The organism is Pirellulales bacterium (genome assembly GCA_035546535.1).
GTDB lineage: Bacteria > Planctomycetota > Planctomycetia > Pirellulales > JACPPG01 > JACPPG01.
On record DASZWQ010000087.1, the window covers coordinates 1 to 18,861 of the forward strand.

The following is an 18,861-nucleotide window of genomic DNA, read 5'->3' on the forward strand; positions in this document are numbered from 1 at the left end:
TGCTTGCACCAACCACTCGATCGCCCAGCTATGAACATCCTGGCTCGTTATGGTATGACTCACCCTTGAACGCATGGCTCCCTCCTTGGAAGTGACCTGCTGGACACAAGTCATGTACAAGAGGAGCCTTGCGTTCACCTACACCAATTCGCCAAACTTGGCACTACTGTCATTCATCATTCTGCCTTCTGCATTTTTCTTCCCTCTCACCGCACGATCGCATACACCAGTTCATCGCGCGTGCGGCCGTTTTTGGTAATCGTCTGGCGCAGGCGGGCCTCGAACGTGAAGCCGGCTTTTTCCAACACGCGGGTGCTCGCCACGTTGCCCTCGAACACTCCGGCGAAGAGCCGGCAGATGTCGAAGTTCTCGAACGCGTAGTCGACGGTCGCCTGCACGGCGGCGGTCATGATGCCGCGTCCCCAGAAGGGCTCGCCCAGCCAGTAGCCGATCTCCATCGAGCGGCGATAGACGTCCTCGCGCAGAACCAGCCCTAAGCCACCCGCCACCCCACCTTCGACAACCAACGCGAAATTGCGAGGCGGCTCGTACTTGTTGGCCACGGTCAGCCAGCGGTCGGCATCGGCCGGCGTGTACGGGTGAGGAAAGGCATCGCGCAGGTTCCCGGCAATGCGCGGATTGTTCGCCAGCGCCACCAGCGCCTGGGCATCCTCCCAGTCCCAGGGACGCAGCACACCGTGGGAGAATTTGATCTGCATGGGCGGCTCATTTTCGTCGTCCGCGGCCACCGACTTCGCGGGCATGGTAACAAATCGACCAGGATTTCGCTTAACCCGATAGTGAACCTGACGCGTAGAACAAGGTGGACAAGGGAATTGAGGAGGCCGAGCCATGCCAGACGGGAAACGGGCACGCAGGCACTGCACGAACAAGGCCAAGCGACAGTGGTACGCTCGCTATCGTTCGATCCGCTTTCACCGCCGCTTTGGAATCGTGGAAGTCGCCATCGTACAGGTCGTCGTCTGATACGTTTTCGCTTTTTCGTGACAGGTTGTCAGAAGAATCAGAGCAGGACCGGCGAATCTGGGTTCGCCTTCTCCTTGCGAAGCAAGCCCGCGGTCTTGGCCTCCTCGACAGGCCGAGCGTCTTCGAAGTCCGCGGGATGCAGGGCGTGAGCCTGGCACCTGTTCTTTATGTAATCCGGTTCGTCTTATCCGGATGCCATGCCTTTTCGCGCCACGAATAAGCATGCGATCAAGGGTTATCGGCACCCAGGCCCCTTTTTGCTCCTTTGTCAGAAAAGCAAGCCGCACCAGGCGAAATCTACCGGCCAAACGGTGAAAGCCCCCTGTCGGTCAAATTTGGCGTGCAAAGCCCCCCGCATTTTGCTAACATCCACGTTCGTTGATGCGTTGGCGAACCAGCCGGAGGCGGGCCGCGATGTTGAACATCCTGGGCGGAACACAGCGAGTGTGCGGCGGAGTCTCGCGCCGCCAGGTCTTGCAGGCCGCGGGAGCCGGCTTGTTCGGCCTGCACGTGAATCAGGTTTGGGGAGCCGAGAGCGCTGCGCGCGGCTCGGCCGCGCCGCCGCGGCCGGCCCGGGCCAAGAGTGTCATCTTCTTGTTCCTGTTCGGCGGCCCCAGCCAGTACGAAACCTTCGACCTGAAGCCCGACGCGCCGTCGAAGCTTCGCGGACCGTTTAACCCGATCGCGTCGCGCACGCCCGAGCTGCGTATTTGCGAGCACCTGCCGCGGCTGGCGGCGCAAAGCGACAAGTTCTGTGTCATCCGCACGATGACGCATCCCTGGAACGACCACAGCTCGGCCGGCCATTACATCCAGACCGGGCATCCTTGGCACATTCCGATCGGCGGCGGCTTCAATGCCACCGAAAAAGACTGGCCGGCGATGGGCTCGGTGGTCGAGCACGTCGACCAGCACGCCCCGGGCGGCAGCAATCGCGAAATTCCCAGCTACGTTTACCTGCCCAATCGGCTCGGGCATCTGCAACCGTACACGACCAAGCTCGACCGGCCCGGGCAGTACGCCGGCTGGCTGGGCCGCGGCTATGATGCGCTAGCCACCGACATCCGGCTGCGGAACGAGAAGGACAATCCCTTCTTTCGCGACTGCACTGACGAAGAGCTCGACTTCCGCATCAAGGGATTGGCCGCCGACGACAGCCTGTCGCTCGATCGCTTGCACGGGCGCCGCACGCTCTTGGAACAATTCGACGACCAGCGACGTCGCCTCGATCACGACGCCTTCGCGGTCCCTTATCAACGATTTCAGCAGCGGGCACTGTCGCTTGTGACGTCGGAGCGAACGCGCCAGGCCCTCGACATTCGCCAAGAACCCGCGGCCCTGCGCGACAAGTACGGGCGGCACCTGTTCGGGCAGTCGACGCTCTTGGCGCGCCGGCTCGTCGAGTCCGGAGCGCGGTTCGTCACCGTCGCCTGGGACTGCCCCGACGGCTATAGCTGGGATTCGCACGTGAATAGCGACGACGTGCGCAAGCATTTGCTGCCGGGCCTGGATTCGGCGCTGGGTACACTACTGGAAGACCTCAGCGAGCGCGGATTGCTTGACGAGACGCTGGTCGTGTGCCTGGGCGAAATGGGACGCACGCCCGCGGCCAATGGCACCTGGGGGCGCGGTCATTGGAGCACGCTGTTTCCCGCGGTGCTGGCCGGCGGCGGTATCCGCGGCGGCATCGTTTATGGGCAATCGGACAAGGACGGCGCCCTGCCGCAGCAACATCCCACAAGCCCCGAGGACCTCGCCTGCACGGTCTTTCACGCGCTGGGGATCGATCACGAAATGCGCGTCCACGACCCACAAGGACGACCCACGGCGGTTGTCGATGGCGGACGGCCGCTGGTAGAATTATTTTCGTAAGCGATTCTCGTCTGTGTAACGGCCGGAAATCGCGGAAGAAGCGCCGAGCAGATACGGGCTTACGTCACGGCCTGTCAACTTGTCAGAGATTGACCGTCTTGTGGCCGTAAAAGAAAATGGGCAGGTTGTTGCCCCCAGCCCGCAATCTCCCGCCTATGCTGCGAACATCCCTTCTCCCTGCGGCGCTCGTTCTGTTTGCATCCATCGCCACGGTGCGCGCCGAGACGCCGAGCGCCGCCGACGTCGAATTCTTCGAGACCAAGGTGCGGCCGGTGCTGGTGGCGCGCTGCTACAAATGCCACTCGCAGGAGGCCGAGAATTTGCGCGGCAGCCTGCTCCTCGATAGCCAACCCGGTTGGATGGCCGGCGGCGACTCGGGCCCGGCGATCGTGCCGGGCGATCCTGCGGCGAGCCTGCTCGTCAAGGCTTTGCAGTACGACGGCGACGTGCAGATGCCTCCCGAAGGGAAGCTGCCCGACGCGGAGATCGCGACCCTCACGGAATGGGTCAAGCGCGGCGCGCCCGACCCTCGCGCGACAAAACCCACCGGCAAGGCGAAGCGGACGATCAACCTCGCCGAAGAGCGCAAGCACTGGGCGTTTCAACCGCTCGCGCCGCAGGTGACGCCGTACGTGGCTGATCCCTCGTGGTGCCGTACGCCCGTCGATCGCTTCATTATCGCACGGCTGAACGACAAGCAGCTCGCGCCGAACGCCGCGGCCGATAAGCGGACCTTGATTCGCCGCGCGTATCTGGATTTGCTCGGTCTGCCACCGAAGCCGGAGGAGGTCGAGGCGTTCGTCGCGGACCTGTCGCCCGACGCCTACGACCGGCTGGTCGAACGGCTCCTCGACAGTCCGCACTATGGCGAGCGGTGGGCCCGGCACTGGCTCGACCTCGCGCGGTTCGCCGAGAGCCACGGCTTCGAGCACGACTACGACCGGTTAAGCGCCTATCACTATCGCGATTTCGTCATCAAGGCTCTGAATCAAGATCTGCCGTACGACACGTTCGTGAAGTGGCAGATTGCCGGCGACGAGTATGAGCCCGAAAACCCGCTCGCGCTCATGGCCACGGGCTTTCTGGCAGCCGGGGTACACAGCACGCAGATCACGAAGAACCAGGTCGAGAAGGAACGCTACGACGAGTTGGACGACATGTCGGCCACGATTGGCAGCTCGATGCTCGGGCTGACGATCGGCTGTGCCCGCTGCCACGACCACAAGTTCGACCCGATCCCCACGGCCGACTACTACCGATTGTTATCGACCTTCACCACGGCGGTGCGCAGCGAGGTGGATTTGAACCTCGATCGGGCCAATTACGAAGCCGCGCTGGCAACGTTCAACCGCGAGCACGCTCCGCTTGCCGAGGCGCTTGCCCAGTACGAAGCTCAAGATTTACCAATCCATTTCGACGCGTGGCTCGTCAATCGCTCGGCGCCTCATGCCGCCGCCGGCGGCGGTTCGTCGACAGCGAACGTGCCGGTGACCGGTGCGGCAACCACGTGGCAGATTCTAGAAATCACGGACGCCAAGTCGGAAGCAGGCGTGCCGCTCGCCCCATTGGAAGACGGCTCACTGCTGGCCGGCGGCAAAGCCGCGGATAAGGACACGTACACCTTCGTCGCGCGGACGCACCAAAGAAACATCACCGGCATCAGGCTGGAAGCCTTGGTCGACGACACGCTTCCCAAGCACGGGCCCGGCCGCGCAGCCAACGGCAACTTTGCGCTTTCCGACGTTCAGATCACCGCCGCCCCGCAAGGGAGCGAGAAGGATGCCGCGCCGGTGAAGCTGGCGGCGGCGCGGGCGACATTCGAGCAGCCCAACCTGCCCGTCGCCGCGGCGATCGACGAGGACAAGAAATCGGCGTGGGCCGTCGATGGCCAGATCGGCAAGGATCAGGCGGCGGCTGTTGAATTCGCGGCGCCGGTCGGGTTCGATTCCGGCACGGTCTTTACGATCACGCTGCGATTCGAAAACAACGCCGGGCACTCGATCGGTCGGCCGCGCATCGCCCTGACCACGTCGCCGACGCCCCCGGCACTCGATGCGCCGAGCGAGCGACAGAATGCCGCCGAGATTGCCGCGCTGCTCGCGCAGCCGGGTGCGGCGGACGCAAAAGCACGTGAAGCGATGCTCCGTTGGTATCGGCCCCTGGACGACGGATGGCGCGAACGCAACCGCTCCGTTCTTGAACATTCCGCGAAAGCACCGCAGCCGACATTGACCAAGGTGTTGATCACGAGCGAAGGCCTGCCCGCCGTGCGACTGCACACGCAGGGAGACGATTTCCTCAAGGAGACGCACTTCCTCGAGCGCGGCGATCCGAATCGCAAGAAGGACGTAGCCACGCAAAGCTTCTTGCAGGTCTTGATGACCTCGGCCGATGGCGAGCGCGCCTGGCAAACGCCTCCGCCCGCGGGCTGGCGCACGTCGTACCGGCGCCGGGCACTGGCGGAATGGATCACCGACCGCGAGCATGGCGCGGGAACGCTTTTGGCCCGCGTGATCGTCAACCGGCTCTGGCAGCATCATTTGGGACGCGGCATCGTGGCCACGCCGAGCGACTTTGGCACACAAGGCGCGCGGCCCACGCATCCCGAGCTGTTGGATTACCTGGCGGCCGAGTTGATCGCCAACGATTGGCGGCTGAAGCCCATTCACCGCCTGATCATGCAGAGCGCCGTGTACATGCAGGGCTCCGCCGCGGACGAATCGCGTGCCAAGATCGATCCCGACAACAACCTGTTGTGGCGGCGGCCGCGGGCACGGCTCGAGGCCGAGGTGATTCGCGATTGCATCCTGGCCGCCGGCGGCATGCTGGACGAGCGCATGTTCGGACCCGGCACGCTCGATGACAATCAATTGCGTCGCAGCATTTATTTCACCGTCAAGCGCAGCAAGCTGGTACCGATGATGATGCTTTTCGACGCGCCCGACGGCTTGCAAGCGATCAGCGCGCGCTCCAGCACCACGATCGCGCCGCAGGCCTTGCTACTCTTGAACAATCGCCAGGTGCGCGAAGCAGCGCGACATTTCGCGGCCCGCGTCACGGATCCGGCCGCCGCGGATTCCGATTCCTGGACGGAACCAATACGCCGCGCCTATCTGATCGCGCTGTCGAGAACGCCCAGCGATGCGGAAGTGGCCGACGCCGTACAGTTTCTGGATGAACAGTCGCAGTTATACGCCGCCGACGGAAAGGCCGATCGGCGCTTGGCAGCGCTCGCCGATTTTTGTCAGGTGCTGTTCGGACTGAACGAGTTTGTGTACGCGGATTGAAGGGTGCGAATTTTCACGATCAAGCTTTATGGATGAAACCCCTCTCCCTCCGGGAGAGGGAAGGGTGAGGGTCAAACCGTTCACTAAAAATCAACTCGCGCGTAGTGCCAAGCGTTACCCTCCCCTGACCTCCCTGGCATACAGGGGAATTAGAAGAGAGCCACCGAAATGGAAAAACTTTTTGCTACGCCGGCACCGCACTATCCCGATCGGCGCGAATTTCTCCGCCGCACCGGCAATGGCTTCGGCCTGATGGCGCTCGCGTCGCTGTTGGGCGATGACGTGCTGCGATCAAACCCGCGTTGCGGCGCCGCCTTCGCCAACACACCGTCGTTGAATCCGCTCGCGTCGCGGCCAGCCCATTTCCCGGCCAAGGCGCAAAACGTGATCTGGCTCTTCATGAACGGCGGCCCCAGCCAGGTCGACACCTGGCAGTACAAGCCAGAGCTGGAAAAGTGGGACGGCAAGGAACTCCCCGGCTTCGACAAGAACACGGGCTTCTTCGTCGAACAGGTGGGCCCACTGATGAAGTCGCCTTTCAAGTTCGCGCAGCACGGCAAGTCCGGCGCCTGGGTCTCGGAAATCTTTCCACGCATGGCCGAGCACGTCGACGATATGGCGTTCCTGCACGGCTGCTTTACCGAAACCAACAATCACTCCCCTGCCCTGTTCCAGGTGAACACCGGTTTCAGCCGCATGGGCTTTCCCAGCGTGGGCGCTTGGGTGACCTACGGGTTGGGCAGCGTCAGCCAGAACCTGCCCGCCTTCGTCGTGATGTACGACACGCTCGGCCGCGGCCTGCCCAAGGGCTATGCGCAGAACTGGGGCGCCGGCTTCCTGCCCGGTATCTTCCAGGGAACCGCGCTCAATGCGCAGGGCGCGCCGATCGACAACCTGGCCCGCGCCGAAGGGATGACCGAGGCCGAGCAGCAGAACCAACTGGCACTGCTCAACCGCTTGAATCGCCGCCAACAAGAGCAGCATCCGGGCGAAGCTGAATTTGCCGCGCGGATCGAAAGCTTCGAGCTGGGCTACCGCATGCAGATGGCCGCGCCCGAGGCGCTGGACGTCGACAGCGAGCCGGAGTCGATCAAGCAGCTCTATGGCCTCGACAATCCCAAGTGCAAGCATTTCAGCCGGCAATGCCTGATCGCGCGGCGGATGATCGAGCGCGGGGTCCGCTTCGTTCAGATTTACTCAGGCGGCACCGAAAACGAGAAAAGCTGGGACGGCCACACCAACATCGCCGACAATCATCGCGGCTTCGCGGCCGAGACCGATACGCCGATCGCGGCGCTGTTGGCCGATCTCAAGCAGCGCGGACTGATGGAATCGACGCTCGTGGTTTGGAACGGCGAATTCGGCCGCCTGCCGATCGTGCAAAAAGGAGGTACCGGCCGCGATCACAATCCGCACGCTTTTACCACGTGGATGGCCGGCGCCGGTGTCCGCGGCGGCGTGCACCACGGCGATACCGATGATTTCGGTCACAAAGCAGTCGCCGGCCGTGTCAGCATCAACGACCTGCACGCCACGATGCTGCACCTGTTGGGCATCGATCACAAGCGATTGACGTATCATTTCAATGGCCGCGACTTTCGCCTGACCGACGTGGCCGGCGAAGTCGTGCGCGAGATCCTGGCATAAACCGATGCTCCCACCCCGCGACAGCTTCTGTGCCAGCCGGCAGCGGCCGCTCGCGGCGGATCTTGCCGGCGCAAGCGCGGCGCATCTTCCGCGGCGCGATTTTCTCTGGCAACTCGGTGGCGGATTGGGCGGGATCGCGCTCGCGCAGCTCTTGGGCCAGGAGGGGCTTTTGGCCGCCGACGCGCCTGCAAACGATGCTGAGCACGCTCGCGCCGATCTTAACGGCGGATTGCACCATCGCGCCCGGGCCAAACGCGTGGTGCAGCTTTTCATGTCGGGCGCCGCCAGCCAGTGCGATACGTTCGATTACAAGCCGGAACTCTTGCGCCGCAACGGCCAACCCTTCGACCCCGGCGAAAAAGTCGAACTGTTTCAGAGCGACCCGGGCCTGTGCATGCAAAGCCCTTGGGCGTGGCGGCAGTACGGCCAGTGCGGCAAATGGATCAGCGACCTGGTGCCGCACCTGGCCAGGTGCGTCGACGACATCGCGTTCATTCACTCGATGGTGTCGAAATCGAACGTCCACGGGCCGGCCACGTTCATGCAGAATTCGGGCTTCGTGCTGCCGGGCTTTCCCGCCTTTGGCGCGTGGCTCAGCTACGGCCTGGGGAGCATGACGGGCGACCTGCCGACGTTCGTTGTGCTGCCCGACGGGCGCGGCTTCGCACCGAACGGGCCGGGCAATTGGACGGCCGGTTTCCTGCCGGCCACGCATCAGGGAACGATGATCCGGCCGGCGGCCGCGAACCCGATCGCCGATTTGTTTCCACCGGCCGCCGCGAAATTCATCAATCGCGCGAGCGAAGCGGCCGGGCTGGCGGTGCTCGGCGAACTGAACCGCGCGCACGAAGCGGCGCGGCCAGGCGATTCACAGCTCGAAGCGCGCATCCGCTCGTACGAACTGGCGGCACAATTGCAGACGAGTGCCCCCGAAGTGCTCGATCTCTCGAAAGAGAATGCCCGCACGGTTGACGAGTACGGTTTGAACGACCCCGTCACCGAGGATTTTGGCCGCAACTGCCTGGTGGCGCGACGCCTGCTCGAGCGCGGCGTGCGTTTCGTACAGGTATGGAGCGGGGCAGACAACGGCTTCCCGCGCCGCAACTGGGATTCGCACGAAGACATCGCCCGCGATCATGCCACGATGGGGCGCAGCATGGACCAGCCGGCCGCGGCCTTGCTCACGGACCTGAAACGTTGCGGCCTGCTCGACGACACGCTCGTGATGTGGACCACCGAGTTCGGCCGCATGCCATGCAGCCAGGGAACCAAGGGGCGCGACCACAACCCGTTCACGTTCACCAGTTGGCTGGCCGGTGGCGGCGTCCGCGGCGGCACTACTTACGGCGCAAGCGACCAGTGGTCGTACAAGGCCCTGGAAAACCCCACCTACTGCTACGACGTACACGCCACGATGCTGCACCTGTTGGGCATCGACCACACCAGGCTGACGTATCGCCACAACGGCATCGACCGGCGCCTGACCGATGTACATGGGAGGGTCATTGCCGCGATTATGTCGTAGAATGCAGCCCCAACGGTATCGCATTCTCGGTTCGATTATATCGTCGCTCCATTTCCACTCAGCTGCCGCAGGGAGACGCGTCTCATGCACGATTCCACATCCTTTTCGACTTCGCGTCTTTCGCGCCGCGGTTTCGTCGCCGCTGGTACCGCCGCCGCGGGCGCGATCGCCGGGAGCAGCCTGCTCCAGGCTCCCGCCACCGGAAAAGTCCTCGGCGCCAACGACCGCATTCAATTCGGCGTGATCGGCGTGGGCGGTATGGGCTCTGGCCACGTCGGCGACCTGGTCGGCCGCGCCGAGCGCGACAATATCCGCTGCGTCGCCGTGTGCGACGTCTATCAGAAGCGGTTGAATCACAATCGCGAGCGTTGCGGGGGCGAGGGCTTTACCGACTATCGGAAACTGCTCGACAGCAAAGATATCGACGCCGTGATCATCGCCACGCCCGACCATTGGCATTCCAAGCAGGCGATCGACGCCATGGAGGCCGGCAAGGACGTGTATCTGCAAAAGCCGATGACGCTGACCATCGAGCAAGCCCTGGAAGTGCGCGATGCTGCCAAGAGGCTGAAGAAGAAGCTACAAGTGGGCACACAGTACGCCTCGGAGCCCGAGACCTGGGCCGCGCGCCAGGCCATCGCCGACGGACGCATCGGCAAGGTCGTCTGGTCGCAAAACGGCTATTGCCGCAACAGTCGCGATGGCGAATTCAACTGGCCCATCGATGCCGCCGCCGGCCCCGAGGCAACGGGCGAAAACCACATCGACTGGGATATGTGGCTGGGGCACGAATTCGGTCGAGCCGCGAAGATTCCCTGGAACGCCGAACACTTTTTCCGCTTCCGCAAATATTGGGCTTACAACGGCGGCGTGGCCACCGACCTCTTGTATCACGCGCTCGCTCCGCTGGTGATCGCGGTCGCCGGCCCCAAGGGTGAATACCCGAAGAAAGTCGTGGCGGGCGGCGGCCTGTACGTGCAAAAGGACGGCCGCGACATTCCCGACAGTCATTTCATGCTGATCGAATACCCCAGCGAGCACACGATCTTCCTTGCCAGCGTGATGACCAACGACAACGGCATCCCGCGCGTCATTCGCGGGCAGCAAGGCACGATCGAATTCGGTGGTGGGCTGAAACTGCGCGGCCAGGGGGCCTGGAAGCAGGAATTCTCGGCAGCCAACGGCGGCCAGATGGAAGCCACGATTCCCGCCGAGCCGCGCCGCGACCACGTGGGAAACTTCATCGACGCCGTGCGCGGCCAGGCAGAATTGACCTGCAACGAGGACGTCGGCTGCGCCCTGATGGTCGCCATCAAGATGGGCGAAGATGCCTATCGCGAGAACAAGGTCCTGCTGTGGGACGCCGGCAAAGAGCGCGTGGTGCCGGCGTGATTAACTCTGTTTGAAATCGCCGCTCTCGAAATGAGGCGGATCAGCGAGCAGATACCCCCCTTGTTGCAAGATACATGGGCAGGGTGAGGGGTGAAACTTTCACCAAGAATCGGCTGACGAATCAAGAGAACCGCATGCACGGCTCTTGGCTGGTATCGAGTCGCGCGGAGCCGGTAGCCGTCATCCTCCCCTAGCCCCTCCCTGACAGGGAGGGGGAGTTCTACACGTCGCCCGCATCCTGAATGTCCGCTAGCGCTCGGTACTTGCCGCTGAAGTAGAGCAGCGGCTTTCCGTCGCGCGCTTCGCCCGCCACGATTTCGCCGACGAAAATATCGTGGTCGCCGCCGGGCAGAATTTCCGTCACGCGGCAATCGACGTAGCCCAGCGTGCCCGTCAGGATCGGCGCGCCGGACGCGCCGATGGTGAAGTCGACGTCCGTGAAATCCTTGGGCCCGGGCGTCGCGAACTTCTGCGACAAATGCTCCTGCTCGGCAGCCAGAATGTTCATGGCGTAAATCCGATCGCGCATGAGATACTCGTGGGAGTGCGCTCGCTTCTCGACGGCCACGAGCACCAGCGGCGGATTGAGCGATAGCGACGCCACAGCATTGGCCGTCAGGCCGGAATAGTTGCCGTCGCGTCCGGTCGTGACCACCGTCACGCCGGTGGCGAAGCGTCCCATGATCGTCCGCTGCAGCTTTGAATCGAAAGGCACCAGAAACCTCCCGGCCAAGGAAAATCGAAACTCAAGGCAGCCCGCCACGATAGGTTTGCCCACGGCGCGCGTCAACCGCGTCGGCGGCCAGCTGCTGGCGGCGCCATGGCGCCGCGACTATAACCGGCGGTGATCGGATTCGCGTGCGGTCGCTTGCGCGCAGACTTGACGGAGTTTATCAACATGCCGATTCGCTTCTCTTTTCTGTTGGCCGTCGGTTGTGCTTTTGCATGGTCGGCGCTCCTCGCCGCGCCGTGCCCTGCCGCGGAAGACGCCCGGCCCGCCAAGTTGAACGTCCTTTTCATCGCTTCCGACGATCTGAACAATCGGCTCGGCTGCTATGGCGATACGATGGTCCGATCACCAAATATCGACCGGTTGGCGGCGCGCGGCATGCGCTTCGATCGTGCCTATTGCCAGTTCCCCCTGTGCAATCCCAGCCGGGCGTCGTTCCTGACGGGCTTGCGTCCTGACACGACCGGCGTGCGCGAAAATCAAACCCATTTCCGCAAAAACGTGCCCGACGCCGTCACGCTGCCCGAGTTGTTTCGCAAGCACGGCTATTACGTGGCCCGCGTCGGCAAGCTGTATCACTACGGCGTGCCCGGCCAGATCGGCACGAGCGGGCTGGATGATCCTCAGTCGTGGCAGGAAGTCGTCAATCCGCGCGGCCGCGATAAGGACGACGAGGACAAGATCTTCACGATCAAGCCGGGCTCAGGCTTCGGCGCCACGCTCTCCTGGCTAGCGGCCGACGGCGAAGACACCGAACAGACCGACGGTCGGGGCGCCACGGCGGCGATCGAGCTCTTGGAAAAACATGCCGGCGAGCCCTTCTTCCTGGCCGTCGGTTTCTATCGCCCGCACACGCCGTACGTCGCGCCGAAACCGTACTTCAGCTTGTATCCGCTTGAGAACATCATGCTGTCTGACGGTCCCAGCGACGACCGCGCCGACATTCCCAGCCTGGCGCTGACCGTGAAACCACCCAACTACGGCCTGAGCGAAGAATTACAGCGCCAGGCGATCGAAGCTTACGCCGCGTCGATCACTTTCATGGACGCGCAGGTCGGCCGCCTGCTCGACGCCCTCGATCGACTGAAACTCTCGGACCGCACCGTCGTCGTCTTCATGAGCGACCACGGCTACCACCTGGGCGAACATGGGCTGTGGCAGAAAATGACCCTGTTCGAAGAATCGTGCCGCGTGCCGCTCGTGATCAGCGCGCCCGGCATGAAGGCGGCCGGCCAATCGTCGTCGCGGCTCGTGGAATCCGTCGACGTTTATCCGACCGTCGCCGATCTGTGCGGCCTGCCGGCGCCAACTCAGCTCGAAGGGCGCAGCCTGCGGCCCCTCTTGGATGATCCGGCGCAGCCTTGGAAGAAAGCTGCCTTCACGCAGGTACGTCGTGGCGAAGGAGTGCTGGGCCGGTCGGTGCGCAGCGAGCGTTTTCGCTACACCGAGTGGGACGAAGGACGCCAAGGCGCCGAGCTGTACGATCACGACAGCGATCCGCACGAGTACCGCAACCTCGTTAAGGATGACGCTCACGCGGAAACAGTGCGTGAACATCAGGTGCTACTGCACGCAGCCAAGCCATAAGCGATTCGTCCGGCATGGCACTGGTGATCGTAACGTGGGCAGACCCGGGAGCCGTTCGACGCGCGGCTTGATTGCGCGAACTCCTTTGGTCTCCACGTACGCGCGATGCCCCCCGTATGGACGGACATCGTCGAACCTTTGCGCTTCCTGTTGGCCCCAAGACTCGCGCCTGTAACATCTTTTTGAACTCGATTGCCGGTTCGGTGCTTACCACCCCTTGGCATGAGGTCTAGGCTTGCCTATAGATGGCGGCGGCGCTCAGAATTCAGAATTACGAGCAACATTAACGGGGGCGTGGCTCGATGGCAGGCCGCGACGGGCATGGAGATTTTGCGAGTTCTGCTGCTGTCCGGCGATCGCGAATTCGCAAGTGCCTTTGCGTCGCTGGTGCGGGCGTTCGGCCACGAGGTCGAAGTCCACGACGACGAGCAGGTTGCCGGTGAGGCAGCGGCTGTCTTGCCGCCGGACGTCGTGTTCGTCGATCAGACCACATCGACAACCGACGGCAGCCAATTGTGTCGCCAGGTGCGCTCCGCCGCGATACGGTCGGCGCGCTTCGTTGCCGTAACCCTCGACAATTCCAGCGAAACGCTCGCTGCCTGCCGGGCAGCCGGCTTCGACTTCCGCTTTTCGAAGCCGCTGGTGGCCACCGAGCTCGAGCGGTTTCTCTCGGTTACCAAAGCCGACCCGACGTGAACGCCATCGGCAAAAGGAATGAATCGTCGGGCAGGCGGGAATCTTAGCGGCGCGGATTCACGCGCCCCTGCACCCGTAACGGCAGCCCCTGGATGCGGAGGAATCCCTCGGCGTCGGTCTGATTGTACGACCCGCCCCCCTCCATGCTGGCGATCCCCTCGTCGTACAAGCTGCGGGGGCTCGTGCGACTCGCGACGTCGATATTTCCCTTGTACAGGCTCAACGTCGCTTCGCCCGTCACGGGTCGCTGCGCCTGGCGAATAAACGCCAACAGCGCGTCAAACTTGGCGTGGTACCAGAAGCCGTAATAGACCATCTCGGCCACTTCCGGCGCCAGCCGATCGCGTAAGTGCGTCAGGTCGCGGTCCAGTGTTAATTGCTCGACAACGCGGTGCGCGGCGTACAAGAGTGTCATGCCCGGAGCTTCGTACACGCCGCGGCTTTTCATGCCCACAAAGCGATTTTCGACCATGTCGATCCGCCCCACGCCGTTGCGGCCACCGATCTTGTTCAGCTCCGAAACGATCTCGAAGGCGTTCAACTTCTTGCCGTTCACCGAGATCGGCACGCCGGAATCGAAGCCGATCGTCACGGCCTCGGTTTTGTCGGGCGCCATCTGAGGCGAAACCGTCATGCCGAAATCGACCAACTCCACGCCATGGACGGTCAGGTCCTCGAGCCGTCCCGCCTCGTAACTGATGTGCAGGCAGTTTTCGTCCGAACTGTAGGGCTTGGCGATCGAGGCCTTCACCGGAATATTCTTCTGCTCGCAGAAAGCGATCATTTCCGTTCGGCCCGGGAAGCGCTGCCGGTATTTTTCGATCCGCCAGGGAGCAATCACCTTGACCGCCGGATCGAGCGCCTCGGCCGCGAGTTGGAAGCGGCATTGGTCGTTCCCCTTGCCCGTTGCTCCGTGCGCGTACGCGTCGGCGCCTACTTCGCGGGCCACGGCCAGGCAGACCTTCGAAATCAGCGGCCGCGCAATCGACGTGCCCAGCAGGTACACCCCTTCGTACTTGGCCTGCCATTGCAGGACCGGGAAGGCGAAGTCGCGGCACAACTCCTCGCGGGCGTCAACGATACGGGCCGACTTGGCCCCACACTTGCGCGCCTTCTCGAGCACGGCCTGGCGATCCTCGCATGGCTGTCCCAGGTCGACGTACACACAATGCACGTCGTACCCTTCTTCCTGCAGCCATCCGAGAATCACCGACGTATCAAGTCCGCCGGAGTACGCAAGCACGCAACTAGGCATAAATGTCTCTTCAGACTCGATTTACCGCGGGGGCCGGACCCCTGCGTCGACAAAGGGACGAGCAAAACACAAGGGGCCATTTTGCGATTCGGGGTTCCAAGTGACAAGTGCCCCCCATCGCCGGTGTCTGGCCATCGGAACATGCACGAGCACCACGGCCAGCGCCCGGCGCGCCGGCGTCGGGATTCGATCAAGGACACGGGTGAACCGTCGCCGGTTCGTCGGACCATGCGATCGCGCCGCGTTGCCCACGTGCTAGGCCCACATTTCGAGCGCCGGCGGTTCGTCCGCCAAGCGCCAGCGACGTCCCGCCGATACGGTCAATTCGGTGCTGGGATCGATCCCCAAGGCGTGAAAGATGGTCGCAGCCAGCCGCGCAGGCGAGATCGGACGTTCGCTCGGATAGGCGCCGTACTTGTCGGTGGCGCCGTAATAAGTGCCGCCAGGCAATCCCGCCCCGGCCAATAGAACGGTGAAGGCATTCGGCCAGTGATCGCGTCCTGCGCCGGAGTTCACTTTCGGAGTACGGCCGAATTCGCCCGCCACGACGACCAACGTCTCGTCCAGCATGCCGCGCTGGTGCAGTTCTTCGAGCAACGCCGCGATGGCGGCGTCGGCCGGCGGGAGGCGATGGTCTTTCAAGATATTGAAATTATCCTTGTGGCTGTCCCAGGTGCAGTTCGGCTCCAGGATGCTCGACATGCAATTCACGTGGACCAGGCCCACGCCCGCCTCAATCAATCGTCGCGCCAGCAAGGTCGACTGCCCCAGTTGCGTGCGACCGTATCGGTCGCGCAGCGTGGCAGGTTCGGCGGCAATGTCGAACGCCTGACGCGACGTTCCTCCGGCGAGCAGGTTGAAGGCTTGCGCGTGGCAGCCGTTGAAGTCGATAATGGATGGATCGCGGCGAAGATCGGCGCGCACCTCGTTCAACGAAGTCAGTAGCGCACGCCGCGCAAGGATCTGCTCGCGATCCACCGTCGCGGCCAGCCCCAAATCCTTGGGTCGAAAATCCTCGCTGTTCGGATCCCCGCCGGGCACGAGCGGATCGAAGCGGCGGCCCAAAGCGCCCGCGTTCTGCCCCGAACGGAACTGGCCGTTGACGATCAAATACTGCGGCACCAGGACGTACGGCGGTGCCGGGCAGAGAGGCCTGGCAACTGCCGCCACCGACGACCCCAGGTGCGGATGATCTTCGCGCGTGCTGTTATCCGCCAGGTTCTGCGCGCGCGGATATTCCCGACCGGTGGTCATTTGGTAGGCGCCGCTGGGATGTCCCGTATCCGTGTGAGACATCGAGCGTACGACCAGCAGTTTGTCGGCCTGGCGCGCCAGTCGCGGCAGATGTTCGGCGAAGCGCATCCCCGGCACTACCGTGTCGATCGGTCGAAATTCGCCGCGGATTTCCACCGGGGCGTCGGGCTTCAGATCGAACGTATCGAGATGCGAGGGCCCACCTTTAAGCCAAATCAGGATGCAGCTCTTGGCGCGGCCGAAGGATGAAACTTCGTTCGGTGCCCGGGAATTCGCCCGCAACCGGCCGCGCAGCAGGTCAGCCAGGGAGAGACCAAATAGTGACGCTGTGCCGAAGGCCAGTGCCTGCCGGCGCGTGGGGCGCGGGATGTTTGCAGCGTAATCCGATCGCGGCATCGGCGGCAAACTCCAAAAAATCTCCTGACTAGGAAAACGCACACGATCCGCAGGACGCATAAGCGCATCCTGGTGGTTTGCCGATGGATCGTCAAGTAAATTCAAATGGCTGCGCTTCCATCGCAGGCCCGATAACTCGATCAGCATTGAACTTTTCATGGCCAAACCCACCGACATTCGCCTGCGGGAACTGAGCAGTTCGACCGAGCGATTCGCCTACCGCACGCCCATCAAGTTCGGCGGCCGCGTCGTCACCGATGCCGTGGTGCTCGACGTGCACTTGGACGTCGAAACCCGCGACGGCCGCCGGGCCCGCGGCACGGGATCAATGTCGCTGGGCAATGCCTGGGCGTGGCCCAGCGCAAAAGTCAGCGGCGAGGAGACGCTGCGCGCCGTCCAGCGCATGGCCGACTTGCTGCTGGCCGACGCGCAGACTTACAGCGACTTTGGTCATCCGCTGGAAATCACGCGCGACCTGGCCGCCGGGCATGCTCGCATTGCCGAGCAGGTGCGGCGCGAGCTATCGCTCGCCGAGCCGATGCCGCGGTTGCCGCAGCTCCTGGCCGCCAGCCCCCTCGAGGCAGCGATTCACGACGCCTTCGGCAAGGCGCTGGGCCAGAATTCCTACAACGTGCTGGGGCCGGAATTTGCCAATCGCGACCTGGCCGCTTATCTGACGCCCGCTTTCCAGGGCGAATACCTGGATCGTTATACGCTCCGCGCACCCAAGCCGCGGATGCCCCTTTATCATCTGGTCGGCGCACTGGATCCCTTGACCGACGCCGACGTCGTGCAGCGAATCAACGACGGATTGCCCGAGACGCTGCCGGAATGGATCGCGCACAACGGCTTGACGCATCTGAAGTTGAAGCTGGCCGGCGACGATCTGGCCTGGGATGTCGACCGGGTGGTGGCCATCGAGCGCGTGGCCTCGGCGGCGCAAGAAGCCCGCGGCTGCCGGGAGTGGAAGTATTCGCTCGATTTCAACGAGCGCTGCGCCAATGTCGATTACGTCCTCGATTTTCTGGCGAAGGTAGGTGAACGCTCGCCGAAAGCGCTCGACCGCGTGCAGTACATCGAGCAGCCTACGCATCGCGATCTGAAAGCGCACCCACACAATCGGATGCACGCCGCAGCGAAGATCAAGCCGGTGGTGATCGACGAATCGCTGGTGGATCTGGAGAGCCTGCTTTTATGCCGCGAGTTGGGTTATTCCGGCGTGGCGCTGAAAGCCTGCAAAGGTCACAGCGAAGCGCTACTGATGGGCGCGGCCGCGCAAAAGTTCGGCATGTTCCTGTGCGTGCAGGATCTCACCTGTCCGGGCCGATCGTTTCTGCACTCGGCCACCCTGTCGGCGCGTATTCCCACGATCGCGGCGATCGAAGGGAACTCCCGTCAGTACTGCCCGGCCGGCAATCGCGGCTGGGAAGATCGTTTTCCCGGCATGTTTCGCGTGACCGACGGCACGCTTGAAACGTCGGTCCTCGCCGGCCCCGGCTTGGGATACTAGGCGCCGCAATCCGCGGTTAGCCCGCGCTGATTATTTGCCCAACGCGGGGGCATTTTGTTGCCCGATCGCTGAGCAAGATCAACCTGCGTCGCGGGCGCCGGCAGCATAGTCTTTGTGCATGAAAAGTCCTAGCTTACGCCGCCGTAATGAGTTACGTCTTCACTGGCGGTTCGCGCACAAACAAACGGCACAACGCTTGCATTACCCCGCCATCGCCCATCCACACTGGACTCCATGGCGGGATGTCCACAGGCGGTTTGGCGGGGCGAACGGACTCTAACAATCAGCTTTTGGCCGCCTGTGTAAAGGAATCCTCTTCCATGAAATCGTCTGGGGTGTTGGTCGGCGAGTTGAACGACAGGGACCTGGAACGACGGATCGTCACGTCTCTCGCGACTCGGCAAATGCCAGGGCTGCGTCAGTTGCAAGTGGACGCCAACAACGGCACTGTCACACTTCGCGGCCGGGTGCGTAGCTTTTACGAGAAACAACTTTGCCAGAACGTTTGTCGCCATGTGGCGGGCGTCGTGCAGTTTGTCGACGCTGTGGTGGTGGCCTGAGCACGATTTTCAGCATCTTGTTCGTTGGACCGGTAGCGGCGTGTGAACTCACACTCTTGTGCGTCGGGGGGTCATCAAATGTCCGAACCTAAAAGCAACGAAAACGTGTCGCCCGCCTACATTCTGGCAGGACTGCTGGCCGCGGCTGCCGTGGCCATCATGT

General features: G+C 63.1%; 14 protein-coding genes. 10 read left to right on the plus strand and 4 right to left on the minus strand.

Annotation, left to right across the window (positions count from 1 at the left end):
• Positions 1-206: 206 nt before the first annotated feature.
• The gene (locus VHD36_11055) at positions 207-719 is read right to left on the minus strand and encodes a GNAT family protein (GenBank protein ID HVU87850.1); all 513 of its coding nucleotides are present in this window, start codon (positions 717-719) and stop codon (positions 207-209) included.
• A gap of 133 nt (positions 720-852) precedes the next feature.
• Here VHD36_11055 and VHD36_11060 point away from each other — a divergent pair, with 133 nt between their 5' ends.
• From VHD36_11060 to VHD36_11085, 6 genes are all read left to right on the plus strand, one after another.
• Positions 853-987 (plus strand): hypothetical protein, encoded by a 135-nt coding sequence (locus VHD36_11060; GenBank protein HVU87851.1) that lies wholly within the window; start codon positions 853-855, stop codon positions 985-987.
• A 414-nt stretch (positions 988-1,401) separates the two neighbouring features.
• Positions 1,402-2,859 (plus strand): DUF1501 domain-containing protein, encoded by a 1,458-nt coding sequence (locus tag VHD36_11065; GenBank protein ID HVU87852.1) that lies wholly within the window; start codon positions 1,402-1,404, stop codon positions 2,857-2,859.
• Between the two features lie 155 nt (positions 2,860-3,014).
• Positions 3,015-6,146, plus strand: coding sequence for a PSD1 and planctomycete cytochrome C domain-containing protein (locus tag VHD36_11070; GenBank protein HVU87853.1), 3,132 nt, complete (start codon positions 3,015-3,017; stop codon positions 6,144-6,146).
• A 168-nt stretch (positions 6,147-6,314) separates the two neighbouring features.
• Complete coding sequence (locus VHD36_11075; GenBank protein HVU87854.1) at positions 6,315-7,793, plus strand: DUF1501 domain-containing protein; 1,479 nt, start codon at positions 6,315-6,317, stop codon at positions 7,791-7,793.
• A gap of 4 nt (positions 7,794-7,797) precedes the next feature.
• A complete protein-coding gene (locus VHD36_11080; protein ID HVU87855.1) occupies positions 7,798-9,318 on the plus strand; it encodes a DUF1501 domain-containing protein in 1,521 nt (506 codons plus the stop codon).
• A gap of 84 nt (positions 9,319-9,402) precedes the next feature.
• On the plus strand, positions 9,403-10,710 hold the full coding sequence (locus VHD36_11085) for a Gfo/Idh/MocA family oxidoreductase (protein ID HVU87856.1): 1,308 nt from the start codon (positions 9,403-9,405) through the stop codon (positions 10,708-10,710).
• Positions 10,711-10,930: 220 nt separating this feature from the next.
• Here the strand turns inward: VHD36_11085 and VHD36_11090 are convergent, their stop codons facing one another.
• Complete coding sequence (locus tag VHD36_11090) at positions 10,931-11,425, minus strand: flavin reductase family protein (GenBank protein ID HVU87857.1); 495 nt, start codon at positions 11,423-11,425, stop codon at positions 10,931-10,933.
• Between the two features lie 183 nt (positions 11,426-11,608).
• Here VHD36_11090 and VHD36_11095 point away from each other — a divergent pair, with 183 nt between their 5' ends.
• Together VHD36_11095 and VHD36_11100 are read left to right on the plus strand one after the other, a co-directional pair.
• Positions 11,609-13,027 (plus strand): sulfatase, encoded by a 1,419-nt coding sequence (locus VHD36_11095; protein HVU87858.1) that lies wholly within the window; start codon positions 11,609-11,611, stop codon positions 13,025-13,027.
• A gap of 294 nt (positions 13,028-13,321) precedes the next feature.
• Complete coding sequence (locus tag VHD36_11100; GenBank protein ID HVU87859.1) at positions 13,322-13,723, plus strand: response regulator; 402 nt, start codon at positions 13,322-13,324, stop codon at positions 13,721-13,723.
• Positions 13,724-13,766: 43 nt separating this feature from the next.
• Here VHD36_11100 and VHD36_11105 read toward each other — a convergent pair whose 3' ends face one another.
• Positions 13,767-14,978: an argininosuccinate synthase gene (locus VHD36_11105; GenBank protein ID HVU87860.1), complete on the minus strand. Its 1,212-nt coding sequence runs from the start codon at positions 14,976-14,978 to the stop codon at positions 13,767-13,769.
• A 255-nt stretch (positions 14,979-15,233) separates the two neighbouring features.
• Positions 15,234-16,628, minus strand: coding sequence for a DUF1501 domain-containing protein (locus tag VHD36_11110; GenBank protein HVU87861.1), 1,395 nt, complete (start codon positions 16,626-16,628; stop codon positions 15,234-15,236).
• 157 nt (positions 16,629-16,785) lie between these two features.
• On the opposite strand from VHD36_11110, the gene VHD36_11115 reads away from it, so the two are divergent.
• Together VHD36_11115 and VHD36_11120 are read left to right on the plus strand one after the other, a co-directional pair.
• Positions 16,786-18,138 carry a mandelate racemase/muconate lactonizing enzyme family protein gene (locus VHD36_11115; protein HVU87862.1) on the plus strand — a complete coding sequence of 451 codons (1,353 nt, stop codon included), beginning with the start codon at positions 16,786-16,788 and terminating at the stop codon, positions 18,136-18,138.
• Positions 18,139-18,458: 320 nt separating this feature from the next.
• On the plus strand, positions 18,459-18,698 hold the full coding sequence (locus VHD36_11120; GenBank protein HVU87863.1) for a BON domain-containing protein: 240 nt from the start codon (positions 18,459-18,461) through the stop codon (positions 18,696-18,698).
• Positions 18,699-18,861: the final 163 nt, after the last annotated feature.